Annotated in this window: 30 protein-coding genes and 1 other RNA gene; 21 read left to right on the forward strand and 10 right to left on the reverse strand. The window is 67.8% G+C overall.

The genetic code is table 11. From position 1 onward, the window contains the following. Positions 1-32 precede the first annotated feature (32 nt). The gene (locus tag P6144_RS01710) at positions 33-1274 is read right to left on the reverse strand and encodes a type III PLP-dependent enzyme (RefSeq protein WP_277765992.1); all 1242 of its coding nucleotides are present in this window, start codon (positions 1272-1274) and stop codon (positions 33-35) included. Between the two features lie 152 nt (positions 1275-1426). Here P6144_RS01710 and P6144_RS01715 point away from each other — a divergent pair, with 152 nt between their 5' ends. The 7 genes from P6144_RS01715 to P6144_RS01745 all read left to right on the forward strand — a co-directional run bounded on the left by P6144_RS01715 (position 1427) and on the right by P6144_RS01745 (position 4841). Next, positions 1427-2395, forward strand: coding sequence for a pyridoxal-phosphate dependent enzyme (locus tag P6144_RS01715; protein ID WP_277765993.1), 969 nt, complete (start codon positions 1427-1429; stop codon positions 2393-2395). A 4-nt stretch (positions 2396-2399) separates the two neighbouring features. Further along, the gene (locus tag P6144_RS01720; RefSeq protein ID WP_277765994.1) at positions 2400-2576 is read left to right on the forward strand and encodes a hypothetical protein; all 177 of its coding nucleotides are present in this window, start codon (positions 2400-2402) and stop codon (positions 2574-2576) included. Then, positions 2576-2743, forward strand: a complete 168-nt coding sequence (locus tag P6144_RS01725) for a hypothetical protein (RefSeq protein ID WP_277765995.1) — start codon at positions 2576-2578, stop codon at positions 2741-2743. Before P6144_RS01720 ends, P6144_RS01725 begins: the two co-directional genes overlap by 1 nt. Positions 2744-2857: 114 nt before the next feature. Then, positions 2858-3700 (forward strand): alpha/beta hydrolase, encoded by an 843-nt coding sequence (locus tag P6144_RS01730; protein WP_277765996.1) that lies wholly within the window; start codon positions 2858-2860, stop codon positions 3698-3700. A gap of 29 nt (positions 3701-3729) precedes the next feature. Next, positions 3730-3948 (forward strand): DUF2093 domain-containing protein, encoded by a 219-nt coding sequence (locus P6144_RS01735; RefSeq protein ID WP_277765997.1) that lies wholly within the window; start codon positions 3730-3732, stop codon positions 3946-3948. Between the two features lie 74 nt (positions 3949-4022). Next, entirely contained in the window at positions 4023-4355 is a 333-nt protein-coding gene (locus P6144_RS01740; RefSeq protein WP_277765998.1) for a hypothetical protein, read from the forward strand. Between the two features lie 57 nt (positions 4356-4412). After that, positions 4413-4841, forward strand: a complete 429-nt coding sequence (locus tag P6144_RS01745) for a hypothetical protein (RefSeq protein ID WP_277765999.1) — start codon at positions 4413-4415, stop codon at positions 4839-4841. Positions 4842-4860: 19 nt separating this feature from the next. Here the strand turns inward: P6144_RS01745 and P6144_RS01750 are convergent, their stop codons facing one another. Next, positions 4861-5517, reverse strand: coding sequence for an alpha/beta hydrolase (locus P6144_RS01750; protein ID WP_277766000.1), 657 nt, complete (start codon positions 5515-5517; stop codon positions 4861-4863). Between the two features lie 97 nt (positions 5518-5614). Here P6144_RS01750 and P6144_RS01755 point away from each other — a divergent pair, with 97 nt between their 5' ends. The 9 genes from P6144_RS01755 to P6144_RS01795 all read left to right on the forward strand — a co-directional run bounded on the left by P6144_RS01755 (position 5615) and on the right by P6144_RS01795 (position 11935). Next, positions 5615-6691 (forward strand): aminotransferase class V-fold PLP-dependent enzyme, encoded by a 1077-nt coding sequence (locus tag P6144_RS01755; protein WP_277766001.1) that lies wholly within the window; start codon positions 5615-5617, stop codon positions 6689-6691. Continuing rightward, on the forward strand, positions 6688-7779 hold the full coding sequence (locus P6144_RS01760; protein ID WP_277766002.1) for a cysteine desulfurase family protein: 1092 nt from the start codon (positions 6688-6690) through the stop codon (positions 7777-7779). The genes P6144_RS01755 and P6144_RS01760 overlap by 4 nt, the downstream gene beginning before the upstream one ends. Further along, entirely contained in the window at positions 7776-8111 is a 336-nt protein-coding gene (locus P6144_RS01765; protein ID WP_277766003.1) for a 2Fe-2S iron-sulfur cluster-binding protein, read from the forward strand. The genes P6144_RS01760 and P6144_RS01765 overlap by 4 nt, the downstream gene beginning before the upstream one ends. A gap of 188 nt (positions 8112-8299) precedes the next feature. Continuing rightward, positions 8300-8524: a hypothetical protein gene (locus tag P6144_RS01770; protein WP_277766004.1), complete on the forward strand. Its 225-nt coding sequence runs from the start codon at positions 8300-8302 to the stop codon at positions 8522-8524. A 100-nt stretch (positions 8525-8624) separates the two neighbouring features. After that, positions 8625-8722: signal recognition particle sRNA small type (ffs, locus tag P6144_RS01775), an RNA gene on the forward strand. Between the two features lie 83 nt (positions 8723-8805). Next, a complete protein-coding gene (locus tag P6144_RS01780) occupies positions 8806-10425 on the forward strand; it encodes a DNA polymerase III subunit gamma/tau (RefSeq protein WP_277766005.1) in 1620 nt (539 codons plus the stop codon). 1 nt (position 10426) lies between these two features. After that, entirely contained in the window at positions 10427-10747 is a 321-nt protein-coding gene (locus tag P6144_RS01785; protein ID WP_277766006.1) for a YbaB/EbfC family nucleoid-associated protein, read from the forward strand. Between the two features lie 59 nt (positions 10748-10806). Then, complete coding sequence (locus P6144_RS01790; protein WP_277766007.1) at positions 10807-11088, forward strand: hypothetical protein; 282 nt, start codon at positions 10807-10809, stop codon at positions 11086-11088. Between the two features lie 64 nt (positions 11089-11152). After that, on the forward strand, positions 11153-11935 hold the full coding sequence (locus tag P6144_RS01795) for a TonB family protein (RefSeq protein WP_277766008.1): 783 nt from the start codon (positions 11153-11155) through the stop codon (positions 11933-11935). Positions 11936-11969: 34 nt separating this feature from the next. On the opposite strand, the gene mtgA is transcribed toward P6144_RS01795, so the two are convergent. The 3 genes from mtgA to P6144_RS01810 form a co-directional block, all read right to left on the reverse strand. Next, positions 11970-12638, reverse strand: a complete 669-nt coding sequence (gene mtgA / locus P6144_RS01800) for a monofunctional biosynthetic peptidoglycan transglycosylase (RefSeq protein ID WP_277766009.1) — start codon at positions 12636-12638, stop codon at positions 11970-11972. A gap of 360 nt (positions 12639-12998) precedes the next feature. After that, on the reverse strand, positions 12999-13901 hold the full coding sequence (gene rpoH / locus P6144_RS01805) for an RNA polymerase sigma factor RpoH (RefSeq protein ID WP_277766010.1): 903 nt from the start codon (positions 13899-13901) through the stop codon (positions 12999-13001). Between the two features lie 57 nt (positions 13902-13958). Next, positions 13959-14906, reverse strand: a complete 948-nt coding sequence (locus tag P6144_RS01810) for an RluA family pseudouridine synthase (protein ID WP_277766011.1) — start codon at positions 14904-14906, stop codon at positions 13959-13961. A gap of 18 nt (positions 14907-14924) precedes the next feature. On the opposite strand from P6144_RS01810, the gene P6144_RS01815 reads away from it, so the two are divergent. After that, positions 14925-15326, forward strand: coding sequence for a M67 family metallopeptidase (locus P6144_RS01815; protein WP_277766012.1), 402 nt, complete (start codon positions 14925-14927; stop codon positions 15324-15326). Between the two features lie 154 nt (positions 15327-15480). Here P6144_RS01815 and P6144_RS01820 read toward each other — a convergent pair whose 3' ends face one another. After that, entirely contained in the window at positions 15481-15942 is a 462-nt protein-coding gene (locus P6144_RS01820) for a hypothetical protein (protein WP_277766013.1), read from the reverse strand. Between the two features lie 125 nt (positions 15943-16067). Then, entirely contained in the window at positions 16068-18053 is a 1986-nt protein-coding gene (locus tag P6144_RS01825) for an ATP-binding protein (RefSeq protein ID WP_277766014.1), read from the reverse strand. A 156-nt stretch (positions 18054-18209) separates the two neighbouring features. Here P6144_RS01825 and P6144_RS01830 point away from each other — a divergent pair, with 156 nt between their 5' ends. Continuing rightward, positions 18210-18356, forward strand: coding sequence for a lmo0937 family membrane protein (locus P6144_RS01830; RefSeq protein WP_277766015.1), 147 nt, complete (start codon positions 18210-18212; stop codon positions 18354-18356). On the opposite strand, the gene P6144_RS01835 is transcribed toward P6144_RS01830, so the two are convergent. Next, positions 18353-19633, reverse strand: coding sequence for a serine hydrolase domain-containing protein (locus tag P6144_RS01835; protein WP_277766016.1), 1281 nt, complete (start codon positions 19631-19633; stop codon positions 18353-18355). The genes P6144_RS01830 and P6144_RS01835 overlap by 4 nt on opposite strands. A 114-nt stretch (positions 19634-19747) precedes the next feature. Between P6144_RS01835 and P6144_RS01840 the strand changes: the two genes are divergently transcribed. The 3 genes from P6144_RS01840 (at position 19748) to P6144_RS01850 (ending at position 22314) form a co-directional block, all read left to right on the forward strand. Further along, a complete protein-coding gene (locus tag P6144_RS01840) occupies positions 19748-20392 on the forward strand; it encodes a histidine phosphotransferase family protein (protein ID WP_277766017.1) in 645 nt (214 codons plus the stop codon). Continuing rightward, complete coding sequence (locus tag P6144_RS01845; protein WP_277766018.1) at positions 20389-21141, forward strand: hypothetical protein; 753 nt, start codon at positions 20389-20391, stop codon at positions 21139-21141. The genes P6144_RS01840 and P6144_RS01845 overlap by 4 nt, the downstream gene beginning before the upstream one ends. A 72-nt stretch (positions 21142-21213) precedes the next feature. After that, complete coding sequence (locus tag P6144_RS01850; protein ID WP_277766019.1) at positions 21214-22314, forward strand: serine hydrolase domain-containing protein; 1101 nt, start codon at positions 21214-21216, stop codon at positions 22312-22314. Here the strand turns inward: P6144_RS01850 and P6144_RS01855 are convergent. Then, on the reverse strand, positions 22311-22769 hold the full coding sequence (locus P6144_RS01855) for a hypothetical protein (protein WP_277766020.1): 459 nt from the start codon (positions 22767-22769) through the stop codon (positions 22311-22313). The genes P6144_RS01850 and P6144_RS01855 overlap by 4 nt on opposite strands. 64 nt (positions 22770-22833) lie before the next feature. Further along, complete coding sequence (locus tag P6144_RS01860; RefSeq protein ID WP_277766021.1) at positions 22834-24057, reverse strand: RtcB family protein; 1224 nt, start codon at positions 24055-24057, stop codon at positions 22834-22836. Between the last annotated feature and the right edge of the window lie 240 nt (positions 24058-24297).

The following is a 24297-nucleotide window of genomic DNA, read 5'->3' on the forward strand; positions in this document are numbered from 1 at the left end:
CGCGGGGATGACGAACATAAAGTCCTTGGACGTTACAGCTTGACGACGTTCCAGGCCGGCTGGCGTTCCGAAAGCTCGACATACATCGAGGCCATCGGTTCGTCGGCCACGATAACGGTCGCGTCGGTGCCGAAGCCGTTGAACGCGGTGCGCATCGCCGAGCCATAGGCGCCGAGCATGCCGATCTCGAAATAGTCGCCCGCACGGGTGTCCGCCGGCAGAAGGAACGGGCCCTTCATGTGATCGAGATCGTCGCAGGTCGGGCCGTAGAAGCTGAACTCGACGTCCTTGGCGTTCGATTCGGGCTCGCGCAGCAGCTCGACCGGGAATTTCCAGTCGATATGCGCGGCGTCGAACAGCGCGCCATAGGCACCGTCGTTGATGTACAGCTCGGCGCCGCGGCGACGCTCCACGCGCACCACGATCGAGCTGTACTCGGCGCACAGCGCACGGCCCGGCTCGGCCCAGAGTTCGGCCGAATAGGAGATCGGCAGGCTCTCGAACGCGCGGTGGATCGTCTCGAAATAGGCTTCGAGCGGCGGCGGGGTCATGCCCGGATAGACCGAGGGGAAGCCGCCGCCGACGTCGATGACGTCCACGGTGACCGCCGATTCGATGATCGCGGCGCGCACGCGCTCCATCGCGTTCGAATAGGCGTCCGGCGACATCGCCTGCGATCCGACATGGAAGCAGATGCCCAGCGCGTCGGCGACCTGGCGGGTCTCGAACAGCAGCTTGGCGGCTTCGCCCGGGCCGGCGCCGAACTTCGACGCGAGGCTCAGCTTCGAATGCTCCGACGAGACGCGCAGGCGCACGCAGAGCGTCAGGTCGCTCGCGGGCACGCCGTCGCGGCTGGTGGCGCGGACGATCTTCTCCAGCTCCTCGAGGCTGTCGAGCGAGAAGGTGCGGACGCCGTGGGTGAAGTACGCCTCTTCGATCGCTTCCTCGGCCTTGACCGGGTGCATGAAGCAGAGCGTGGCTTCGGGCAGCGTGCGCGCGACCAGGCGAACTTCGCCGATCGACGCCACGTCATAGCTGGTGATGCCGTTGTCCCACAGGATCTGCAGCAGCTCGGGCGAGGGGTTCGCCTTCACCGCATACATGGCCTTGCCCGGGAACTTCTCGACGAAGAACTGGGCAGCCCGAGCCGCGGCGTGCGGACGGACGAGCGTGACCGGCTGGACCGGACCCTGCTTGGCGATGTCGATGCCGGTGACGTTGCTGCCGGCGGTCGAAAGGGGTGCTAACCCCAGCGCGCAATGATGCTGGTGCAACTCAAGGGACCTCCAAGTGCCTTACGGCGATCGTTGACAAAAGCTGCCTTGCGGTTGGAAGTCCCATGGGGCAGCGGGAGAGCGGCACATAAGGACGTTGGATCGGGGTGTAAAGTGATTCGCTGTCCGGAAATCTACCGCGGGGGTGAACTGTGACGATTGTGCGACAGCCGACGCGCGCCGGGGTGCGGGACGCCGCCGCCAAGATCGCCGGTATATTGCCGCAAACCCCTTTGTTCGTTCACGAAATCCGCGGGGTGCCGGTGTGCTTCAAGGCCGAGTGCCTGCAGCCGATCGGCGCGTTCAAGATCCGCGGCGCCTGGCATCGGCTGACCGCGCTGGACGGCGTTGCGCGCGAGCGCGGCGTGGTCGCCTTTTCCTCCGGAAACCATGCCCAGGGGATCGCCTGGGCGGCGAAGCGGCTGGGGATGCCCGCCGTCATCGTGATGCCGGCCGATGCGCCCAGGGTGAAGCGCGAGGCGACGCTGGCGATGGGCGCCGAGGTGGTCGACTACGACCGCATGGCCGAGAGCCGCGAGAAGATCGCCGCGCATCTCGCCCATGCCCGCGGCGCGACGCTGGTGCCGAGCTTCGACGATCCCTGGATCATCGAGGGGCAGGGCAGTGCCGGGATCGAGGCGATGACCCAGATCGTCGAGGCGAGGCTGCCCGATCCCGTGAACGTGCTGGTGCCGTGCGGCGGCGGCGGGCTGGCCGCCGGGCTGGCGCTGGCGCTGCCCGATGCCGAGATCACCGTGGTCGAGCCCGAGGGCTGGGACGACATGACGCGCAGCCTGGAGGCAGGCTGGATCGAGCCGGTGGGCGACAACCCGCCACCCACCGCGTGCGACGCGCTGCAGACGCTGCGCGTCTCGCCGCTAACCTTCGACGTGCTGTCGCGGCGCGGCGCCACCGGGCTGGCGGTGAGCGAGGCGGAGATCCGCGCGGCGCAGCGCTGGGCGGCCGCAAAGCTGCGCGTGGTGGTGGAGCCGGGCGGCGCCGTGGCGCTGGCGGCGCTGCTCGCCGGCAAGGTGGATGTGAAGCCGGGCTTGCTCGTGGTGCTTTCGGGAGGCAATGCGGATCCCGATGCCTATGCCCAAGTCCTTTCCGGGAAAGACTAAGCCCGTGGCCAGCCGCTTCGGCAGCGTGATCGCAAACGTGATGAGCATCGGCGCCCGCGCGCTCGGCTACATCATCTACGGCGTATTGCTGATGATCTATCGCCGCGACCCCAGGATGATCGCGCTGTTCGGCGGCGTGTTCGCGCTGATCGGCCTGGGCATCTGGCTGCTGCTGCGCTGATGTTCGATCCCGCTCTGCAACCGCTGTGGCTCAGCATCGCGGTCATCGCGATCGGCGTGCTCGTCTGGGGCGGGTGGAAGCAGCTGAAGCAGGACCGGACCAAGGCGATCCTGATGTGGATCTGCGCGCTGGTGATCCTGGGCAATCTGCTGATCCTCCACGCCTGAGGTGTAGTGCCTCCGCGCGTTTGCCCGCGAAGGGTTTCGCCGCGTCCCGCGTTATGCAGGCGGACGGCGGCATCCTGCCGATCCGTGTTGCATGGGTTCGATGAGGTGTTTTCGATGCGCAAGCTGCTGCTATTGCTTTCCTTCTTCCTGGCTGCCGCCACCCCGGCGCTGGCCCAGCCGGCGGCGCGCGAGATCGCCTATGGCTCGGCGCAGCTCCAGAAGCTCGATTTCTACAAGGCGAACCGGGGCGATGCGCCGCTGGTCGTCTTCATCCATGGCGGCGGCTGGAAGCGTGGCGACAAGGACAATGCCACCGGCGCGGAGAAGATCAGCCACTTCACCGGCAAGGGCTATGCGTTCGCGAGCGTCAATTATCGCCTCGTCCCCGATGCCACGGTGGAGCAGCAGGCGCAGGACGTCGCCGATGCGCTGGGCTGGATCGTCGGCCATGCGCGCGAGCTTGGCGTCGACCCGCGCCGCATCGTGGTGATGGGGCACAGCGCCGGCGCGCACCTGGCGGCGCTGATCGCGACCGATCCGGGCTATCTGCAAAAGGCCGGCTGGGGCGTGGACAAGCTTGCCGGCGTGGTGCTGCTCGACGGCGCAGCCTATGACGTGCCCAAGCAGATGCGCGAAGGGCCGCGCGTGATGGGCAAGACCTATCAAGCGGCGTTCGGCAGCGAACCGACGCGCCAGCGGGCACTGTCGCCGACGCTGCAGGCCGCCGCACCCAATGCACGGGACTTCCTGATCCTGCATGTGCAGCGCGACGACGGCACGCGCCAGTCCGAAGCGCTGGGCCGTGCGCTGACGGCGGCGGGGGCGCGGGTGAAGGTGCAGGGATTCGAAGGGCGCGGGCTGCGCGGCCATATGCAGATCAATCGCGAGCTTGGCGATCCCGGCTATCCGGCGACAGCGGTGGTCGATCGCTTCATCGACGCTGTGACGGCGCGCTGAGGATTGGACGTGGCGATATGAGCGCCTAAATGGGCGCCATGTCGCTTCTCGCCGAACTCCATTACGACGCGTCCGATTTCGACGTGATCCGCCCGGGCACCCATGTCGTCTGCGCCGTCACCGGCGATCCGATCCCGCTCGACCAGCTGAAATATTGGAGCGCCGAGTTCCAGGAAGCCTATCGCGGCGCGCACGAGGCCACCGCGGCGATCCTGGCGGGCGGGGCGAAGAACCTCAAACAGGCTTGATCTGCCGCGCGCCGCGATTTGACTCGGCGGCACGTAGCTGACAGCCTGTCGCCCGCTATTCAAAGGGGGGGTGCATGGGTTGGCATTTGCTTTCGCTATTGGCGGTTTCGCTGGCCTCGCCAGCGACGGCGCTCATCGGGCAGGACGTGCCGGCGACTGCCGCGGTTCAGGATAAGCCCGAAGATGCGATCGTCGTGAAGGGCGAGAAGGATCCGAAGAAGAAGATGGTCTGTCGCTCGTCCGTCGCGACTGGATCGATCATGCTCAAGCGCACCTGCATGACCCAGGAGAGCTGGGAAGCGCGCCAGGCCAAGGACCAGGAAACGGCCCAGGCACTCAAGGAAGAGCAGGCTCGCCGCCAGGCGACGAAGCAGGCGATCTGCATGGCCCGCGGGATGTTGTGCTGAGTTGCGGGGCCGTCGTGCTGGGCTTCGCATCCGCCGCGCTCTAGCTGGCCGCGCGGCATGCGGCTGACTGGCCTAAGATGCAGCGGCCCGGCCTGGCTGTTCGGCTGGGTTACGGCCGTGTTCCTGCCGAGCCTTTTGATCGCGTTCGAGCGGCGCGGGCTGGAAGGGTTGCCGGGGCATAGCTGGAAGGTAGCGGACGATGTCGGCCCCTTCGCCAAGCTGCTGCTCGGCGGCTTGCTGATGCTGTGCTTCTGGCTGGCGACGCGGGTGCGGGTGGGGCCGCTTGCGCTTTGGGCCGCGCTGGGCGGGCTGGCGGCGATGGCGCTCAGCCTGGCGCTGATCCCGGCCGGCTATTCGCGCGGCTTCGGCATCGGGCTGACAGGCGCGCGCTTCGATCCGGCGATATTGCCCTGGTATGCGATCGGCGCGGTGGCAGCAGGCTGCGTCTTCGCGCTGGCGCTCGCGCGGTGCCGGGCGCGGCGCTGAGCCCCGCGCCCGTGCGATCTCAGCGGATCGGCGAGTTGGGATCGAGCCGCATGTCGAGATAGCGGTCCACGCTCTTCATCAGGTCGTCCATCTCGTTCTCGAAGAAATGGTTCGCGCCCGGGATGGTGTCGTGGTGGATGGTGATGTGCTTCTGGGTGCGCAGCTTGTCGACCAGCTTCTGGACGGCGCCCGGCGTCACCACTTCATCCTGCTCGCCCTGGATGATGATGCCCGAGGACGGGCAGGGCGCGAGGAAGGTGAAGTCGAACATGTTGGCCGGCGGAGCGACCGAAATGAAGCCGCGGATTTCCGGACGGCGCATCAGCAGCTGCATGCCGATCCAGGCGCCGAAGCCGAAGCCCGCTACCCAGGTGCTGCTCGCTTCCGGATGGAAGCTCTGCACCCAGTCGAGCGCCGAGGCGGCGTCGGACAGTTCGCCGATGCCGTTGTCGAACGTGCCCTGGCTCTTGCCGACGCCGCGGAAATTGAAGCGGAGCGTCGCGAAGCCGCGGCGCTGGAAGGTCTTGTAGAGTTCCTGGACGATGCGGTTGTTCATCGTGCCGCCCGCATTGGGATGCGGGTGGAGGATCATGGCGACCGGCGCGCGCGGCTTGGGCGCGGGAGCAAAACGGCCTTCGAGGCGGCCTTCGGGGCCGGGAAAGATGACTTCGGGCAAGGCTTTTCCCTGTTGAACTGGAGGCGCGCTGTGGAGCGCGGTGAGTTGGGCGCTATATAGGCAGCGCGCGCTTTTGCGCAAACATTACGAGAGCAGCTTGCCAGACCGGATCTATCTCGACCATGCCGCAACCACACCGATGCTGCCCGAAGCGCTGGCAGCGGTGGAAACGGGGATGCGCCATTGGGCCAATCCCAGCTCGCCGCATGGCGAGGGGCGAGCCGCCCGCGCCGCGCTGGAAAAGGCGCGCAGCGACGTCGCGGCAGCCTATGGCTGGGCGCACGAACTGATCTTCACCAGCGGCGCCAGCGAATCGCTGCATCTGGCGCTGACCCGATCGATGGCCGAGCGGCGGCTGATCAGCGCCGTCGAGCATGATTCGGTGCTGCGCCATGCCGAGGGCGCGCAGGTGCTGCCGGTGGACGGCAACGGGGTGCTGAACCTCGACGCGCTCCGGGCGGCGCTGGCCGAAGGACCGCGTGCGCTGGTCGGCGTCCAGCGGACCAACAGCGAGACCGGCGTGATCCAGCCGATCGAGGCGATCGCGGAGATCGTGCACGCGGCGGGCGGGATATTGCTGGTCGATGCGGCGCAGATGCCGGCGCGCGCCTCGGCTGCGGTGCTGCGCCATGCCGATCTGGTCGCGGTGTCGGCGCACAAGCGCGGCGGGCCGCCGGGGATCGGCGCGCTGCTGGTGCGCGACTTCGGCACGCTGCTGCCGATGGGCGGGCAGGAAAAGGGCTATCGCGCAGGCACGGAGAACCTGCCCGGCGCGCTGGGCTATGCCGCGGCGGTGTCGGTGGCCGAGGATCTCGAGCCGATGTTCGCGCTGCGCACCCGGCTCGAGGCGGCGATTTCGGCGGAGGGCGCCGAAGTGGTGGGCGCGGGCACCGCGCGCAGCCCGCTGATCGGGGCATATCGGATGCCGGGCGTCTCTTCCGCGGCGCAGCTGATCCGCTTCGACATGGCCGGCATCTCCGTCTCGGCGGGCAGCGCCTGCTCCTCGGGCAGCATGCGGCCGAGCCATGTGCTGAGCGCGATGGGCTGGGAAGAACCGGCGCTGCGCGAAGTGGTGCGGGTCAGCTTCGGGCGGGGTACCAGCGAAGCGGAGGTGGATGCCTTCACGACGCTCTGGCGTCAGATCGCGATCGAGGCCAGAACCAGGGCCGCATGATCTATCTCGACTATCAGGCGACCACGCCGCTCGCTCCCGAGGCGCTGGCCGCGATGCTGCCGCTGCTGGAGGGCAATTTCGCCAATCCGCACTCGGCGCATGCCCCGGGGCGTGCCGCCAAGGCTGCCGTGGAAGTGGCGCGCGACGACGTAGCCGGGCTGCTGCCGCCGGGCGGGACGGTGAGCTTCACCAGCGGCGCGACCGAGGCGCTCAACTGGGCGATCAAGGGCAGCACCGGCGGGATCGTGACGATCGCCACCGAGCATGCCGCGGTGCTCGACACGGTCGAGGCGGAGCGGCGCAGGGGCAGGGACGTGACCGTGCTGCCGGTCGGGCCGGAGGGGCTGGTCGACCTGGCGGCGGCGCGCGAGGCGATCAAGCCGGGTGTCGGGCTGGTCGCGGTGATGCTGGTCAACAACGAGATCGGGGTGATCCAGCCGATCGAGGAACTGGCGCACCTTGCCCACCAGGCGGGCGCGCTGTTCCTGTGCGACGCGGTGCAGGGCTATGGCCGGGTGCGGATCCCCGATGGCTGCGACCTGATCGCGGTTTCCGCCCACAAGATCCACGGGCCCAAGGGCGCGGGCGCGCTGTGGATCCGCGACGGCGTGACGCTCGAGCCGCTGCTGCACGGCGGCGGGCAGGAGCCCGCGGGGCGATCGGGCACGCTGTCGCCGGCGCTGTGCGCCGGGTTCGGCGCGGCGGCGCGGATCGCCAAGCAGCGCTTCGGGATCGATCACGCGCATGCCGAGCAGCTCTATCGCGCCGCGCTGAACCGGATTGCGGGCGACTGGACGCTCAACGGATCGCAGGAGGACCGCTATCCCGGCAATCTCAACCTGCGCCATGACGGGCTCGATGTTGCCCGGCTGATGAGCGACCTGCGCGACATTGCCTTTTCCGCGGGATCGGCCTGTGCCAGCGGATCGGGGCGGCCCAGCCATGTGCTGGAGGCGATCGGGCTCTCCACCGCCGAGGCACGATCGAGCATCCGCATCGGCTTCGGCCGCTACACCAGCGAGGACGAGCTGCTCCACGCGATCGACCGGATCGTCGCCGCCGCCCGCGCCCAGAGCCGCGCCGCATGATCCGCATCACCTTCGTCAGCGCCGACGGCCATGGCCGGCACGAAGTGGAGGCCGAGACCGGGCTGCGCCTGCTCGAAGTCGCGCAGAACGACGGCCAGCCGCTCGAAGGCACGTGCGAGGGGCAGATGGCCTGCTCGACCTGCCATGTGATCGTCGATCCCGAGCATTTCGCCCGGCTGCCGCGCGCGGCGGAGGAAGAGGAGGACATACTCGACCTGGCGCTGGGCGCGGTGCGCACCAGCCGGCTCGCCTGCCAGATATTGCTGACGCCCGAGCTGGACGGGCTGGTGGTGCGGATGCCGGGCGGGCACCGCGACATGCAGGGGCGCTGAGCCGGGCGGGCAATCGATCCGGATTCCCGCAGCGCCGGAGCCTGTCGGCAGCGCTTACACATTCCAGCAACGCGCCAGACATTCAGCCTCGCGCAATCCGCCGCGTTTCAGGATCGTGCATGGAACCGAAACGATCGTTCCGGTTTCCGCCCCCGTAGGGATTGTCCCTGCCAGCAGGAGAGAGAAACATGAAGCTGCTTCCGACCCTCGCGGCCGCTGCCGCCGCCGCCCTGGCCATTCCGGCCGCGGGCGCCGTCGCGGCCCCGGCTGCCCCGGCGATCGTCGCCAAGGCCGAAATCCAGCACCACCGCCCGCATGTGCGCAAGCGCGTCTATTATCGCACGGTGTGCAAGACCAGCTGGCGCCATGGCCATCGCTATCGTTCGTGCCGCAAGGTGCGCTACTACCGCTAAGACTGGCGCCAAAGGTTGAAGGGGGCGGGAACACGGGAAGGTTCCCGCCCCCTTTCGCCTTATCGTCTTGCCTAACCGACGGACTTTCCCCATATGGCCGGCCGGGAGTCGGGCGGACGTAGTCGTCGCCAACCTGGTCAGATCGGGAACGAAGCAGCCACAACGATTTCGCTGCGGGTCGTTCCGGCTCCCACCTCAGCACAATCGACAGCGTTATTTCGGGCCCTGGCGGCACGCTGCGTCTTGGACGCGGCGGCGAGAACACGCTAGGAACAGGCGGCATGTCCGATTCCCTGCTTGGCCTCGACGAACCCCCGCAGCCGCGCGACAGCGCCTATCGGGTGCTGGCGCGCAAATACCGGCCGCAGACCTTTTCCGAGCTGATCGGCCAGGATGCGATGGTCACCACGCTGGGCAACGCGATCAAGCGTGACCGGCTGGCGCATGCCTTCCTGCTCACCGGCGTCCGCGGGGTCGGCAAGACCTCCACGGCGCGGCTGATCGCCAAGGCGCTCAACTGCATCGGGCCGGACGGGCAGGGCGGGCCGACGATCGATCCCTGCGGCATCTGCGAGCCGTGTCGGGCAATCGCCGAAGGCCGCCACATCGACGTGATCGAGATGGACGCCGCCAGCCATACCGGCGTCGACGATGTCCGCGAGATCATCGAGGCGTCGCGCTATTCGGCGGTCTCGGCGCGCTACAAGATCTACATCATCGACGAAGTCCATATGCTGTCGAAGAGCGCGTTCAATGCGCTGCTCAAGACGCTCGAGGAGCCGCCGGCGCATGTGAAGTTCCTGTTCGCCACGACCGAGGTGAACAAGGTGCCGGTGACGGTGCTGTCGCGCTGCCAGCGCTTCGACCTGCGCCGCATCCCGGCCGAGCTGCTCGCCGAGCATTTCGCCAAGGTCTCGCAGGCGGAGGGCTTCGAGGCGGAGCCGGAGGCGCTGGCGCTGATCGCCCGCGCCGCCGAGGGATCGGCGCGCGACGGGCTGTCGATCCTCGACCAGGCGATCGCGCATGCGGGCCTGGAAGGCGAGGGCGTGAAGGCCGAGGCGGTGCGCCAGATGCTCGGCCTGTCCGATCGCGGCGCGATCCGCACGCTGTTCGGGCTGCTGCTCGAAGGGAATGCGCCGGGCGCCCTCGCCTCGCTGCGCGGGCAGTACGATCTGGGCGTCGATCCGCAGGCAGTGCTGCGCACCTTGCTCGAGACGGTCCACGCCGTCACGCTCGCCAAGCTGGGGACCGACGCCAATTCGGGCCAGTCGGCCGAGGAGCTGAAGTCGCTCGAGCGCTGGGCGGCGGGGCTGAGCTTCCCGGCGCTGCATCGGCTGTGGCAGCTCGTGCTGCGCGGGCATGACGAAGTCGCGAGGGCAGTGCTGCCGATCGAGGCGGCGGAGATGGCGCTGCTGCGCGTGATCCATGCCTCGCAGCTCCCCGATCCGGGCGAGCTGGCGCGGCAGATTGCCAGCGGCAGCGTGACGATCTCGGGCGGGGCACCTGCCGCCGCGCCCGGACCCAATGGTTCGGCGATGCCGACCAGCCTGGGCCAGCTCGCCGATTTCCTCGAGGAGAAGAAGCGCTACCAGCTCGCGACGCAGGTGCGCGATTATCTGCGCCCGGTGCGTTTCGAGGGTACCGAGGTCGAGTTCGCCGCGGCGCGGCCGCTGCCCTATGATTTCATCAAGGAGCTGGGTGCCGCGCTCAAGGAGTTCACCGGCACCAATTGGAAGCTCCAGTGCGTTGACGTTCCTGCGGAAGGGATGACATTGCGCGAGGAGCAGGCCGCCAGCGAGCAGGCCGAGCGCGACGCCGTGCTCGCCTCGCCGATGGTCGCCGCGGCGATGGAAGCCTTTCCCGATGCCGAGCTGATCGGCTGGTCCAAGACAGGAAGTTAGTATGGATCTCGAAAAGATGATGGCCATGGCGCAGAACGTCCAGGCCGAGCTGACCAAGGCGCAGGCCGATCTCGACAAGATCGAGGTCGAAGGTGCTGCCGGCGGCGGGCTGGTCAAGGTCCAGGCGTCGGCCAAGGGCCGGATCATCGGGCTGCACATCGACGATTCGCTGATGAATCCGGCCGAGAAGGGCATGCTCGAGGACCTGCTCGCCGCGGCGTTCAACGATGCCCGCGCCAAGGCCGATGCCGCTTCGCAGGAAGCGATGGCCAAGATGACCAGCGGGCTGCCGCTGCCGCCGGGCTTCAAGCTGCCCTTCTGATTTCCGGAACCATTGCAACGCCTTCTCGGTTTCCGCCGCAGGAGTTCGAGGAGGATGCAATGGTGGAACGCGTAACCGAGCGTACCGACGGTGTGACCGCAGAGCGCGTCACCGAGACGGGTGGCAGCACGGTGGTGGTGGAGCGCAGCGGCGGTGGCGGCGGCCTGATCATCGGGCTGGTGCTGCTGATCGCCGTGGTGATCGGCGCCGTCTATCTGTTCAACCAGAACAACCGCGAGAACGCCAAGACCGATGCGGTGACGCAGGCGGCGAAGGACGTCGGCGGCGCCGCCAAGGACGTGGGCGACGCGGCGCAGGATGCGGCCAAGAAGATCCAGTAACCCGCGCCGGCTTGAATCATGATCATCGATCGGTGAAGCTTTCCCCGGCAGTTCCGGGGGAAGCATGAAACGTCTGATTTGGGGATTGGCGGCAGCCGCGGCGTCGTGCGCCGGACAGGCGGCAATGGCGCAACAGGCCGAGCCGTTGCGTCTGCTAGCGCCGCTGGGTGCCACCGACAGCGACTATCCGCGTTGGGCGATCGACCATTCGCTGGGCGGCCGCGTGGTGATGCGCCTGGAAGTCTCTCCCGAAGGCCGGGTGAGCAAATGCGAGGTCGTGTCGAGCAGCGGCTATGCCTCGCTCGATGCGCGGGCCTGTGAGGTCTATCGGACTCGCGGCTTCTTCAACCCCGGCGCCGGCATGCGCGTGGCGCGGGCGCCGTTCAGCTGGGTGCCGGGCGATGGCGGCACTGCCGATCCGCTGCACGTGCTGGGGCGCTTCGCCGGCGACACGGGTATCGCGCTCGGCCGGCCGGTGGGGCCGCTCGTTCCGTGCGAGCCGCGCGACGCGACCACGGCGACCTGCCGCCCGCCGGTGACCGTGACCGAGCTGTGGCTCGGCAGGAACATCGGCGACGGCGCTTCGGTGCGGATCGATGCGCGGGACCGGCGTGCACTGCTGGTGCGGCTCGCCATCGCGAGCAAGTCGCGTCGGGGTGATGCCGACCGGGTGCTGCGCGAGCGGCTGGGCGCGCCCTGCTTTGCAGTTCCCGAACAGGATGTCCTGGGTTGGCGCAACGGCAAGGCCTATGTCATTCGCGACAGCGGCGGCGTCTCGGTCTTCCTGGCGGCGGGCGATCCGATCGGCGCCCAGTTCATCGAACAGAGCTGTCCGCCGCTTTCGTGATAGCCGGCGCGGCGGCGATGCGGGATCGGCGGCGTCAGCGCAGGCAGGCGTCGAGCCCGTCGCCGCGCACCGTGCCGATGCGCGCGGTGATCGCATTGCCGTAGCGGCGGGTGAAGCCGCGCGGATCGATGGCGGCGCGCTTCTTGGGCAGCGGCAGCACCGCGGCGATCTGGGCGGCCTCGCGCGGGCTCATCTGCGAGGCGTCGTGCTTGAAATAGCGCATCGCGCCGGCGTTGACGCCATAGGTGCCGATCCCCGTCTCCGCGACGTTGAGATAGACTTCCATGATCCGGCGCTTGCCCCAGATATTCTCGATCAGCACGGTGAAATAGGCTTCCAGCGCCTTGCGGGCATAGCCGCCGCCCTGGAACAGGAAGACGTTCTTGGCGGTCTGCTGGCTGATCGTCGAGCCGCCGCGGATCTTCTTCTTGCCGGTGGCATTGCGGGCATAGGCCTGCTCGATCGCAGTGAAGTCGAAGCCGTGATGCGAGCAGAAGCGCGCGTCCTCGGCGGCGATCGCGGCGCGCGGCATGTCGGGATCGATCCGGTCGATCGACATCCAGCGCTTGGTGACGCCGTGGCCGGAGACGACGTCGCCGATCTGCGTCCAGGTGATCGGGGGCGGGACGAACTTGTAGATCACCACCATGCCGATCGAGACGGCGAGGAAGAGCAGGATCGCCTTGAGCAGCAGGAAAGCCAACCGGCGCCAAAGAGGCTTCCGAGGCTTAGGTGCAACCTCTTCTTTCCCCGGCGAAGGCCGGGGCCCAGACTTGGAGTCTGGAATAAGCGCTGCCGCGCTTGAGTCTGATTCAGGGCTGGGCCCCGGCCTTCGTCGGGGAGAAGCTTGGGAAGAAGCGAAAGGATCGGGCTCTTCGCCGAGCGGGCGCAAGTCCGGCATCGGCGGCTGGCCGAGGTCGGGCTGCTGCGCCGTGGTCGCACGCGGCGTCCAGTCGCGCGGGCGGGGCGCGGAATCGGAAGGCGCCGGCGGGATGTCCGCCGGCGCTTCCGGGAGGCGCGGGGCCTCCTCGTCGTTCCGATCACTGTCACTCATGCAGGCGTCTTAGGCGGTGAGGAGCCGCTTTTCACCTGCGATGCGCATCATCGCCTTTTGCAGCTTCTCGAACGCGCGCACCTCGATCTGGCGGACGCGCTCGCGGCTGACGTCATAGACCTGCGAGAGCTCCTCGAGGGTCTTGGGATCGTCGGTGAGGCGACGCTCGGTGAGGATGTGGCGCTCGCGCTCGTTGAGGTCCTCCATCGCCGACACGAGCATCTCGTGGCGGACGGTGGCTTCCTGCGCCTCGGCGACGCGCTCGTCCTGGAGCTGGTCCTCATCGGCCAGCCAGTCCTGCCACTGGCCCTCGCCATCCTCGCGCATCGGCACGTTGAGCGACGTGTCGCCGCCCATCGCCATGCGGCGGTTCATCGAGGTGACTTCCTCCTCGGTGACGCCGAGATCGGTGGCGATCTTGGCGACATGCTCGGGGCTGAGATCGCCATCCTCGAACGCGTCGAGCTTGGCTTTCATCCGGCGCAGGTTGAAGAACAGCTTCTTCTGCGCGGCCGTGGTGCCCATCTTCACGAGGCTCCACGAGCGGAGGATGAATTCCTGGATCGAGGCACGGATCCACCACATGGCGTAGGTCGCCAGGCGGAAGCCCCGATCGGGCTCGAACTTCTTCACGCCCTGCATCAGGCCGATATTGCCCTCCGAGATCAGCTCGGAGACGGGCAGGCCATAGCCGCGATAGCCCATGGCGATCTTCGCCACGAGACGCAGGTGCGAGGTGACCAGCTGGGCCGCGGCATCGGTGTCGCCATGCTCCTGGAAGCGCTTGGCGAGCATGAACTCCTGCTCGGGGCTCAGGATCGGAAACTTCTTGATCTCGGCCAGATAGCGGTTGAGGCTCTGCTCACCGCCAAGCGCGGGGATCGTCGCCGGGACGTTGCTTCCGCTTGCCATGATCACTTCTCCCTTTCACTAGGCGCGCTTCCCCGAAGGCGAAGCGCCGCCGAAAATTCATACGATGAGATTATCGAACAGTTCCTGCATATCCGCAGGGATTTCGCTTTCGAACGCCAAAGCGGTACTATTGATGGGGTGAATGAACCCCAGATGCGCCGCGTGCAAGGCCTGCCGCCGGAAATTCAAGGTTTCCAGAAGTTGACGGTGGGACTTGCGAACACTGCCATAGACCGGATCGCCGACGAGCGGATGACCCAAAGAGGCCATATGCACCCGCACCTGATGGGTACGTCCGGTCTCGAGCTTGCACTCGACCAGCGCGGCATCCGAAAGTTCACGAAGTACACGCCAATGCGTGACCGCGCGCTTGCCGTTGTTCACGATCGCGACCTTCTTGCGATTGTGCGGCGAGCGCGCGAGCGGGGCATCGACTATGCCCTGGAGCGTGCGCGGCTTGCCGCTGACGATCGCCTTGTAGCGCCGGTCGATTGAATGGGCCTTGAACTGCGTAGCCAGGCCGACATGCGCGCGGTCGTGCTTGGCGGCCACCATCAGGCCCGATGTATCCTTGTCGATCCGGTGGACGATCCCCGGCCGCGCCTCGCCGCCGATGCCCGAAAGCGAACCGTGGCAATGGTGGAGCAGCGCGTTGACCAAGGTCCCGTCGAGATTGCCTGCCGCCGGGTGGACGACCAGCCCGGCCTGCTTGTCGATCACGATCAGATGCTCGTCTTCATAGACGATGTTGAGCGGGATTTCCTGCGCCTCGTTGTGCGCCGGCTTGGGGTCCGGCACCGCGACGCTGAACAGCGCGCCACCGGTGGCCTTCTTCGCCGGATCGCGAACCAGGCCCTGCGGGCCGGTCACGGCACCGGACGCGATCAGCACCTTCAGCCGTTCGCGCGACATGGTCGGCACGGCGTCGGCGAGCGCACGATCCAGACGCCAGCCATCGGCTGCGTCCGCGATACGTGCTTCGATGATGGAAACCCCCTGATTCATGTTTTATCGTAGATGGGGATGCGGTTCACGATTTCAAGTTCTGTACTGATCGGTATTCGCGAGATTTCCGCGGTTTCCGGCGCGCGCGAGGCGTGCGGATTGCTGTTCGGAACCGAAGACGCGGTAACCGGCTTCCAAGCTGTTGAAAATGTTCACGAAGCGCCGGATCGGCATTTTGAGATCGATCCCGTTGCATTGTTCGCGGCACTGCGCGCAGAGCGTGCGGGCGGGCCGCGGATCCTGGGCTATTGGCACTCGCATCCGAGCGGCGACCCGACGCCCTCGATCACCGATGCGGCGATGGCCGCCCCCGACGGAAAACTCTGGGTCATCGTCGGGGGAGACCAGGTGACCGCCTGGCGCGCCGTGGAGCGGGGTTCGCTCCACGGGCGCTTCGATCCGGTCGAGATCGAGGGCTAGGGCAGGCGAGATTGCCAGTACCAGTTCCCCGGCGAAAGCCGGGGCCCAGCTGCAATGTCGTTCGAGAGGTTCACGCGCCTGACTTCTTGCGCCGAAACTGGGCCCCGGCTTTCGCCGGGGAACAGCTTTGTGAACCGTCCCGTGACGATCCGCCTCAGTTGCCGGCCGGTGCGGCGGGCGCCGGAGCGTCGGCCGGCGGGGGCGGCGGCGGGCCCATGCGGTGGCCGGGGCCACCCGGGCCGCGCGGGCCTTCGGCGCCGGGACCGCCCTGCGGGCCGCCATGGGGACCGTGCTGCCAGCCACCGGGGCCGCCCGGGCCGCGATGGCCGCGGCCGTGATGCTTGCGCATCTCCTCGAAGCGGCCGAAGCGGATCTCCTCGCGCGACAGCTTGCCGTCCTTGCTCACGTCGAACTTCTCGAAGCGCGCTGCGGCGGCCTTCATCCACTCGTCCTTGGTGACGACGCCGTCCTTGTTGAGGTCGATCGGGTTGTGGCGCGGGCCTTCGGCCTTCTCGGCCTTGGGCGGGGTGCGATCCTGCGGGGCGGCGATTGCGGCGCCGGTGCCGAAGGTGAGTGCGCTGGCTGCGAGCAGCGCGGCGAATTTCAGTTTCATCATGCCTTTTCTCCGCTCCAGGTGATGTCTGGATGAGGAAGAATTAGGCGCCGAGTGTCGCGTGGATTTCTCGTGCCGGAGGCGAAATTGTCGCAACTTGTCGGGTGTGGCGCCGCCCCCAGCGGCGCCTAGGCGGCGCCGATTTCGGCGTTCTCGAGCGTCGGCAGGGTGAAGACGAATTCGGCGCCGCCCTGGGGGGCGTTGCTGGCGGAGAAGACGCCGCCATGCAGCTCGACGATGCGCTTGGAGATCGACAGGCCGATGCCCATGCCGTCGCTGCTGCCATTGGCGGAGAAGCGCTGGAACAGCTGCGCCAGCGTCTCGGGCGGCAGGCCGGGGCCGTTGTCGCGGCAGCGTATCTCGACCATCGCATCCTCGGTGGGGCGGGCAGTGATCCAGATGCGCGGCGCGGGCTGGCCGCTGTCGCGCAGCGCCTCCACGGCGTTGCGCATCAGGTTGACCAATACCTGCTGCACCTGAACCCGGTCGACGAAGACGCTGAGCCCGGCGGGCTCTACGTCATAGTCGAACTGCGCGGCGAGGCGGCTGGAGCCGACCAGCACGAGGCGCGCGGCATCCTCGATCATCGGCTGGAGCGGCTCGACGCTGCGTTCGGTATCGTTGCGCTCGGTGAAGCTGCGCAGGCGGCGGATGATGTCGCCGGCATGCATCACCTGCTCGCGGGCATTGCCGACCAGCTCGGTGCCCGGGCCCTCGGCACCGGTGTTGCGGGCGAGCATCGTCGCGGCGGAGAGATAATTGGCGGCGGCAGTGAGCGGCTGGTTGAGCTCGTGCGCAAGATCGGCTGCGGCTTCGCCCATCGCGCTCTGGCGCGCGAGATGGGCCAGCTCGGCATTGAGCTGGGCGACCTGATCCTCGGCGCCGAACTGCATCGACATGTCGCGGACGAACAGCGTGAGGCAGCGCACGTCATCGGCCTGCACCCGGCCGGCGCGTGCCTCCAGCGGGAAGAGCGAGCCGTCGCTGCGCCGGCCGACGGCGCTCAGCGGCTCGGCGCTCCACGGATTGGGCTCGCGCCCGCCCAGCGCGGCGAGCTCGCCCTGGTAGCGCTCCGCATGCTCCTCGGGCGCAAGCATGGTCACCGGTTTGCCGAGCACTTCCTCTGCCCGATAGCCCCAGAGCCGCTCGGCGGCGGCACTGAATTCGACGATCGTGCCGTTCTCCTCGATCAGCATGACTGCGTCGGGCACCATCGCGAGCACCGCGCTGAGCTTGGCCTCGCGAATGGCGAGCGCCCTGGCCTGGCCATCGGCGTGGCGGATGGCGCGCATCAGCACCCAGGCAAGGATCAGCACGTTGCCGGCCAGCACCAGGAATTGTGCCGCGCTGTAGCCGAGCAGGTGCATCTGGTAGGCGGCGAAGCCCATCAGGGAGGGGATGGCGGGCAGGATGATGATCGCCGGGGCGAGGCGAACCAGCAGGTGCCAGCCCTGTTCACCGTCGCGGCGACGCATCGCGTAGAGGATCACGCCGGCGGCCGGGAGCAGCGCCACCGCGCTCGACACGGCGGAGCGGCCGAGAAAGGCAGGAGAGGTGCCGCCGGACTCGGCGATCAGCGCGGTGGTGGCGAGCAGGGTGAGAGCGATCGAGGCGCTCGACAGGATGATCGCGATCACGCGGTGGATCTTGCGCTCGAAGGTGATGGCAACCGCGGCGAGCGCGCCGATCGCGGCGACCGCGACGGTGCCCCCGGGGCTGAGCCCGTTGTTGCGCACGCCGAGGCGCTGGACGTCCTCGAAGAAGAACCAGCGCTCCACGGCGACGGCGCCGGTCAGATATTCGAGCACGATCAGGCTGAGCAGCAGCACCGCAGGCGCGATGGCGATGCGGGCGAGCCGCGGGCGCCCGCTTACCGCGAGGAAGCCGGAGAGCGTGATGAGGCAGCCGTTGATCGCGCTCAGCGGCGCGACCGCATAGCCGGGATCGCCGAAGCCGCGCAGCACCGGCACGTCGAGCATCCAGCCGATAAAGGGGAGCGACAGGATCAGGCAGCCGATGCCGGTCAGCCATTGCGGCAGGCTGGACGCGCCGAGACCCACCCAGCCGGAGCCGGGAATCGCCTCATCCTGCATGGTCACTGCACTGCGCGTCATCGATGGTCCCAGGAGACGGGTCGCACCCGCATTTGCACATTGTAGCAGGAATGCACCATGGCGACGTAATCAGGAAAAAACCGCAGGCCGAATAGGTTGGAACGTTTCGGTGGCGCAACCCGTTGATGGGGAAACACTGAAACGGAGCGCGTTGCGATGCTTTGGACGATCGTCGTCATCCTGCTGATCCTGTGGTTGCTGGGCTTCACCTTCCACATTGGCGCAGGCCTCATCCACCTCCTGCTGGTCGTCGCCGTGGTGATCGGCCTGATCCAGCTCTTCACCGGGCGCAAGGTAGTCTAGTCGCCCGCCGGGCCCAGATAGGCGTCGCCATAGACCGCCCGGCGAAAGTCGCGGTGGAGGGTCGCCTGGAAGGGCTTGGTCTGGACGAAGAAAACTGCGGCCAGTCGGTTCGCGGGATCGACCCAGAACAGGGTCGATGCCGCACCGTCCCAGAAGAACTCGCCCAGCGCGCCGCGATTCTCCTCGGAAGTGAGCGGCCGGCCGATGCGCACCGCGAAATCCATGCCGAAGCCAACATTGCCCTTGCCGGGCAGCCAGCTCTTCTCGGTGATCCGCGGATCAAGCTGGTTGGTCGCCATCAGCCGCACGGTTGACGGCTTGAGGATGCGCACGCCGTCCAGGCTGCCCTGGCCGAGCAGCATCCGGGCAAATCGCATGTAATCGTCGATGGGCGCGACGATGCCGGCGCCGCCCATCGTCATCGCCGGCCTGGGGAAGTTGCGCGCGCGGGTGATCGCATCGGCCTCGCGGACGAGTTGCTTGTCGGCACCGAGGACATAGGTGGCGGCGAAGCGATCGAGCCGCTCGATCGGCTGGGTCCAGCCGGCTTCCTTGATGCCGAGCGGATCGAGGACGTGCCGGCGCACATAGTCCTCGAACTTCTGGCCGGAGAGTCGCTCGACGAGCAGCGCCTGCACGTCCACCGCCGAACTGTACCGCCATTCGCTGCCCGGCTCGAACAATAGCGGCAGATGGGCGAGACGGTGGCCGAACTCTGCCAGATCGTGATCGAGGCCGAGCGGATCGGCGGCGGCAAAGGCCTTTTCCGCCGCGCTTGGGCCATCCCCGTACGCAAAGCCGGCAGTGTGACGCAGCACGTCGCGGATCGTCACCGGGCGCTTCGACGGGCGCCAGACCGGCTGCCCGGCGGCATCGGTGCCGTCCTGCACCAGCATCGTCGCGAATTCGGGGAGGTAGCGCGACAGGGGATCGTCGAGCCCGAACTTGCCCTGCTCCCATAGCTGCATCAGCGCGACGCCGGTGACCGGCTTGGTCATCGAATAGATCTGGACGAGCGTGTCGCGCCGGAACGGGCGGTTGGCTTCGCGATCGGCAAGGCCGGTGGTGCCGAAATAGACTTCGCGCCCGTCCTTCCACACCAGCGCGGAGACCCCGGTTGCGCGGCCGCTGGCGACCATGTCGGCCAGCGCGCGGTCGATGCGCGCCTTGTCGATCCGGAAAGTCGTGGTGGCGGCGGGCCGTTCCTGCGCCGGGGCGGGCAGGGCCAGGCCGGTGGCGGCAAGCAGCAGGGCAGGCAGCAAGGCCTTGCGCATCATCCCCTCCATCTTTTCCACCGATGCTATCGTTATTGGATGCATCCGCAAAGGGCCGCGCTTGCAGCCGCGGGCGGGGTGCGCCAAAGAGGCTCGACCTTGCGGGGAGCCTGCACCTTGAACATCAGCCCGACCGACTTCGCCAGCCTGCTCTGCTCGCGGCTCTGCCACGATTTGCTGAGCCCGGTGGGGGCGCTCAACAACGGGCTCGAGCTGCTCGCCGATGAACATGATCCCGAGATGCGGGCGCGCTGCCTCGAGCTGCTCAACGAGAGCGCCAAGGCGAGCGCCAACAAGCTGAAGTTCTTCCGGCTGGCGTTCGGCGCGGCGGGCGGCTTCGGCGAGACCGTCGACACGCGCGAGGCGCAGGCGGCGATCGAAGGGCTGTTCGGCGAGAACCACCGCGTCAATGTCGGCTGGATGGTCGAGGACCCGGTGCTCCCCAAGCAGGCGATCAAGGTGCTGATGAACCTGTCGCTGATCGGCGGCGACGCGCTGATCCGCGGCGGCCAGCTCGATATCGGCGCCGAGATCGTTGACGGCCAGATCGAGATCGTGGTGCGCGCCGACGGCCCGCGCATCGTGCTCGATCCCGAGCTGCGCAGCGCGCTGGCCGGCGGCAAGGACGACCTGCCGATCACCCCGCGCGCGGCGGCGGCCTATCTCGTCCATGCGCTGGTTACGCAGGGCGGCGGCGTGCTCCAGGTGAGCCCGCCCGATGCCGATGTGCTGCTGTTCGGGGCGTCGTTCCGGGTGGCATGATGCTCGGGCTGGCGTTCCTGCTGGCCCTGGCCGCGCCGGCACCCCTGTCGATACACCAGCCGGCGCCGGCTGTCGGCACCGAGCGCCAGCTTCTCGGCGGGCGCAGCTTCACCGTTTCGCGAAGCGTCCGCCGCAAACGGTCCGGCCCGTCCGACGACGGCAATTTGCCTCCCGAGCTTCGCTTGAACCGCAGGCTGGTGCAGATCGCCCGGCCGGCCAATGCGAGCGAGCGCGGGTGGAATCGGGCGATGCAGGCCTGGCTGCGCGAAGGCGAGGCGCTGGCATTCCCCGGCGAACCCCGGGGCTTCGCCAGCTGGGAAGGGCCCGGACAGGTCGATGTCGAGGTCGAGCTGGTCGCGGCCTCGCCCGACCTGATCGTCACACGGCTGGGCGCCTCCACCTATTTCGGCGGCCCGCATCCGAACTTCGTCTCGCGCGTGATGCTCTGGTCGGTGCCGCTCGGCCGGCCCCTGCGCAATGCCGAGATATTCGCCGATGTCGCCAATCCCCGGTTGCGGGCGCTGGTGCTGCAGCATTTCGACCAGCAGGGTTGCGAGCTGCCCGACCTCGCGCGCACCAAGTTCCTGCCGATGCCGGATGCAATGGTCTTCGAGTTCGATCCGTACGAGATCGGCCCCTATACCTGCGGCGGGACGAGCCGGGTGGCCTGGCGCGAGGCGGCAGGCTTCCTGCGGGCACGATTGCCCTTTGACCGGACGAAGCTGGAGCGCGCGCCGGAGCGGCGATGATGCTGACTGTTATGGTTGAATAATACACGTCGCCGTGTCACACCTGCTGTCTCGGGAGCAAGGGAGTGGCGTATGCGTGGCTTGAAGATCGCGGCGGCGATGGTGGCGTTCGGAATGGCGGCGCCCTGCGCGGCGCAATCCCAGGGCAGTCCGGCCTATCACGACCTGGTCGATGCCAGCGAAGGCTTCAACGGCGTCGCGCTGGTCGGCACGGGCGATCACGTCACCTTCGTCGAGGGGGTGGGCCGGGCGGATGTCGCCAACGGCGTGCCGATGCGGGCGAACACACGGTTCGAGACCGGATCGGTATCCAAGTGGATCGCTTCGATCGTGATCCTCAAGCTGGTCGACCAGGGCAAGCTCGATCTCGACGCGCCGATCACCCGCTATCTCCCCGAATATCGTGCAGATACCGGCGCCAGGCTTACGCTCAAGCGGCTGATGAGCCATTCGAGCGGCGTGCCCAACGACATCCTGGCGGTGCGCAAGGACCCGGCGATGCGTGGCGTGGAGCTGGAGCAGATGGAAGCGGTGCGGCGCTACGCCAGCGGCGACCTGGCGTTCGAGCCGGGCACCGCCTGGGACTATTCGCATTCCAACTGGCTGATCGCGAAGGCCGTGGTCGAGCGCGTCAGCGGCAAGCCCTATGCCGCGCTGGTCGACCAGCTGCTGGTCAAGCCGCTCGGGCTGAAGGACAGCGGCGTCTATGGCGGGGATTCGGGCGCGGTGAAGGGGATGGCGCTTGGCTATGCCGGGCTGGTGCCCGAGCCGGTGCGCAAGCCCAATCCGGTGCCCGGCTTCATGGCGATGGCCGGCGGCTATTACACCAGCGCGCCCGAGCTGATGAAGCTGATGAACGCGGTGCTCGACGGCAAGCTGCTCAGCCCGGCCTCGCGCAAGGCGCTGATGACGGTGCTGATGCCCGACCAGCATTATGCGCTGGGCGGCCGGGTGCGGACCGAGAAGATCGGCGGCAAGGAGCGCGAGGCGGCGTGGGAGGACGGTTCGAACGGTGGCTTCCGCATGCTGGCGCGCCGCGTGCTCGCCGACGGGCATACGGTGATCGTCTTCACCAATGCCAGCTACGACTATCAGAAGCTCGGCGACCTCGGCACGGCGCTGCTCGACGCGAGCTATGCGCCGGAAGCGCAGGCGGGGCGGCCCAGCCGCTAATTCCCCTCGACCGTCCAGACGGTGCAGCGCGCGATCCAGGTTTCGAGCTGCTCGATCAGCTCGGCATAGGTGGCAATCTCGGCCCGGTGCATCAGCTGGATGCTGGCATCGGGCGCGACCGGCGCCTCCTTCAGCCGCCGCCCGCGCGCGTCCCGCGGCCAGGGCAGATATTCGACGCTCAGGTAGAAGCGGCCCTCGGGATCGTGCTCGGGCCGGAACTCGACGTCGAGGAAGAAGCGCTGGTTCCGGTTGCTGGCGTAGAAGACGCTGGAGCCGCCGAAATCGCCATCCTCGATGCGCTTGTCGCGGTGGAGGTTGTTCCAGCCGATCGTCCAGCCCGCCGGAATGCGCAACGGCACCAGCTCGCGATAGGCGGGCGATTGCTCGAAATTGGCGCCGAGCACGCCGACCGACTTCCTGTACGCGCGGGTGCCGTCCATCGCGGTAGTTTCCATTTTGCAGGCTCTGGAGGCAAGCGACGCCGAAAGGGCCGGCGCAATGCCTGCGCCGGCCCTCCCATCACCCCTTGATGTTGACGATCTGGCAGAGCCGGTGGCGGATCGCCACCAGGTCCTGCTGCGCGTCCATCACCGCGCCGATGTCCTTGTAGGCGGCCGGGCTCTCGTCCAGCACCCCTTCGTCCACCCGCGCCTCGATGCCCCGCATCGCCGCGACATGCTGGTCGAGCGTGATCCGCCGCTTGGCCTCGCCGCGCGACATCACCCGGCCGGCGCCGTGCGAGCAGGAGCAGAAGGACTGTTCGTTGCCCAGTCCCTCGACGATGAAGCTGCCCGTGCCCATCGAGCCGGGGATGATCCCCAGCTCGCCCGCCCGCGCGCTGACCGCGCCCTTGCGGGTGACCCACACATGCTCGCCGAAATGCATTTCCCGCGTGGCATAGTTGTGGTGGCAGTTGATCGCCTGCTTGTCGGTCTTGAAGCCCCGCACATGGCTGCGCAGCGCCTCGAGCACCCGGATCATCATCAGCTCGCGGTTCACCATGGCGTAGTCCTGCGCGAAGTGCATCGCTTCGATATAGTCGTCGAAGAGCTGCGAGCCTTCGCCCAGGAACGCCAGGTCGCGATCGGCCATGTGGAAGTCGAGCCGCTCGCGCGCGATCGCTTCCTTGGCCGCATCGATGAAATAGGTGCCGATCCGGTTGCCCGTGCCGCGCGAGCCCGAGTGGAGCATCACCCACACCCGGTCCTCCTCGTCGAGACAGACCTCGATGAAGTGGTTGCCGCCGCCCATCGATCCCAGCTGGTCGCTGGTCTTGCCATCGACCTTGGGATGCTTGGCGACGATCGCGCGCCAGCGCGCCTCGAACTTGTCGTACCAGGCGCGGGCGACCGAATTGGGCGTGATCGACCAGCCGCCCCGGGCGTGGTTGGCAGACTGGCTGCTTTCCATTCCCTTGGGCACGGCCCGCTCGATCTCGGCGCGGATCGCGGCGAGATTGTCGGGCAGGTCGCCGGCGGTGAGCGAGGTGCGCACCGCCATCATCCCGCAGCCGATGTCGACGCCCACCGCGGCCGGCACGATCGCCGCCCTGGTGGCGATCACCGAGCCGACGGTCGCGCCCTTGCCCCAATGGACATCGGGCATGCCGGCGACATGGTGGAAGACGAAGGGCAGGGCGGCGACGTTGCGGAGCTGCTGCATAGCACCGGCCTCGAACGGGCCGGCGCTGTCCCACAGCTTGAGGGGCGCTCCCTGGGTCTCGTGAATGCTATACTGGTTCATGGCTCACTCCTGTGGTGTGCTGCTTTTCAGGAGTGCCCGCGCGTCTCGCGGTATTTTGCTTGTGCCCAACCAAGCTGCACCCCGACGGGTGCAGCGCCCCGTCTCGTTACCCGTTGCGGGTACCGACTGCTTCACGCAGGCTAAGGGGCATGTTGGTCTTCATAGCGGGAGGGCCGTTAGCGCAGATCGTTACGGAAGGGAAGCGGGGAAGTGTGAGGCACTAACGCCCTTTTAACCACC

This window comes from Sphingomonas sp. HITSZ_GF (genome assembly GCF_029543155.1).
GTDB lineage: Bacteria > Pseudomonadota > Alphaproteobacteria > Sphingomonadales > Sphingomonadaceae > Sphingomonas.

Coding starts and splice junctions, on each gene's coding strand:
- P6144_RS01815 (WP_277766012.1), top strand. CDS start 14,925: ATGCGGTTCACGATTTCAAGTTCTGTACTGATCGGTATTCGCGAGATT.
- P6144_RS01725 (WP_277765995.1), top strand. CDS start 2,576: ATGTTCGATCCCGCTCTGCAACCGCTGTGGCTCAGCATCGCGGTCATC.
- P6144_RS01835 (WP_277766016.1), bottom strand. CDS start 19,633: ATGATGCGCAAGGCCTTGCTGCCTGCCCTGCTGCTTGCCGCCACCGGC.
- P6144_RS01820 (WP_277766013.1), bottom strand. CDS start 15,942: ATGATGAAACTGAAATTCGCCGCGCTGCTCGCAGCCAGCGCACTCACC.
- P6144_RS01760 (WP_277766002.1), top strand. CDS start 6,688: ATGATCTATCTCGACTATCAGGCGACCACGCCGCTCGCTCCCGAGGCG.
- P6144_RS01825 (WP_277766014.1), bottom strand. CDS start 18,053: ATGACGCGCAGTGCAGTGACCATGCAGGATGAGGCGATTCCCGGCTCC.
- P6144_RS01740 (WP_277765998.1), top strand. CDS start 4,023: ATGGGTTGGCATTTGCTTTCGCTATTGGCGGTTTCGCTGGCCTCGCCA.
- P6144_RS01860 (WP_277766021.1), bottom strand. CDS start 24,057: ATGAACCAGTATAGCATTCACGAGACCCAGGGAGCGCCCCTCAAGCTG.
- P6144_RS01765 (WP_277766003.1), top strand. CDS start 7,776: ATGATCCGCATCACCTTCGTCAGCGCCGACGGCCATGGCCGGCACGAA.
- P6144_RS01830 (WP_277766015.1), top strand. CDS start 18,210: ATGCTTTGGACGATCGTCGTCATCCTGCTGATCCTGTGGTTGCTGGGC.
- P6144_RS01845 (WP_277766018.1), top strand. CDS start 20,389: ATGATGCTCGGGCTGGCGTTCCTGCTGGCCCTGGCCGCGCCGGCACCC.
- P6144_RS01855 (WP_277766020.1), bottom strand. CDS start 22,769: ATGGAAACTACCGCGATGGACGGCACCCGCGCGTACAGGAAGTCGGTC.
- P6144_RS01730 (WP_277765996.1), top strand. CDS start 2,858: ATGCGCAAGCTGCTGCTATTGCTTTCCTTCTTCCTGGCTGCCGCCACC.
- rpoH (WP_277766010.1), bottom strand. CDS start 13,901: ATGGCAAGCGGAAGCAACGTCCCGGCGACGATCCCCGCGCTTGGCGGT.
- P6144_RS01850 (WP_277766019.1), top strand. CDS start 21,214: ATGCGTGGCTTGAAGATCGCGGCGGCGATGGTGGCGTTCGGAATGGCG.
- P6144_RS01790 (WP_277766007.1), top strand. CDS start 10,807: ATGGTGGAACGCGTAACCGAGCGTACCGACGGTGTGACCGCAGAGCGC.
- P6144_RS01785 (WP_277766006.1), top strand. CDS start 10,427: ATGGATCTCGAAAAGATGATGGCCATGGCGCAGAACGTCCAGGCCGAG.
- P6144_RS01770 (WP_277766004.1), top strand. CDS start 8,300: ATGAAGCTGCTTCCGACCCTCGCGGCCGCTGCCGCCGCCGCCCTGGCC.
- P6144_RS01735 (WP_277765997.1), top strand. CDS start 3,730: ATGGGCGCCATGTCGCTTCTCGCCGAACTCCATTACGACGCGTCCGAT.
- P6144_RS01780 (WP_277766005.1), top strand. CDS start 8,806: ATGTCCGATTCCCTGCTTGGCCTCGACGAACCCCCGCAGCCGCGCGAC.
- P6144_RS01810 (WP_277766011.1), bottom strand. CDS start 14,906: ATGAATCAGGGGGTTTCCATCATCGAAGCACGTATCGCGGACGCAGCC.
- P6144_RS01745 (WP_277765999.1), top strand. CDS start 4,413: ATGCGGCTGACTGGCCTAAGATGCAGCGGCCCGGCCTGGCTGTTCGGC.
- P6144_RS01795 (WP_277766008.1), top strand. CDS start 11,153: ATGAAACGTCTGATTTGGGGATTGGCGGCAGCCGCGGCGTCGTGCGCC.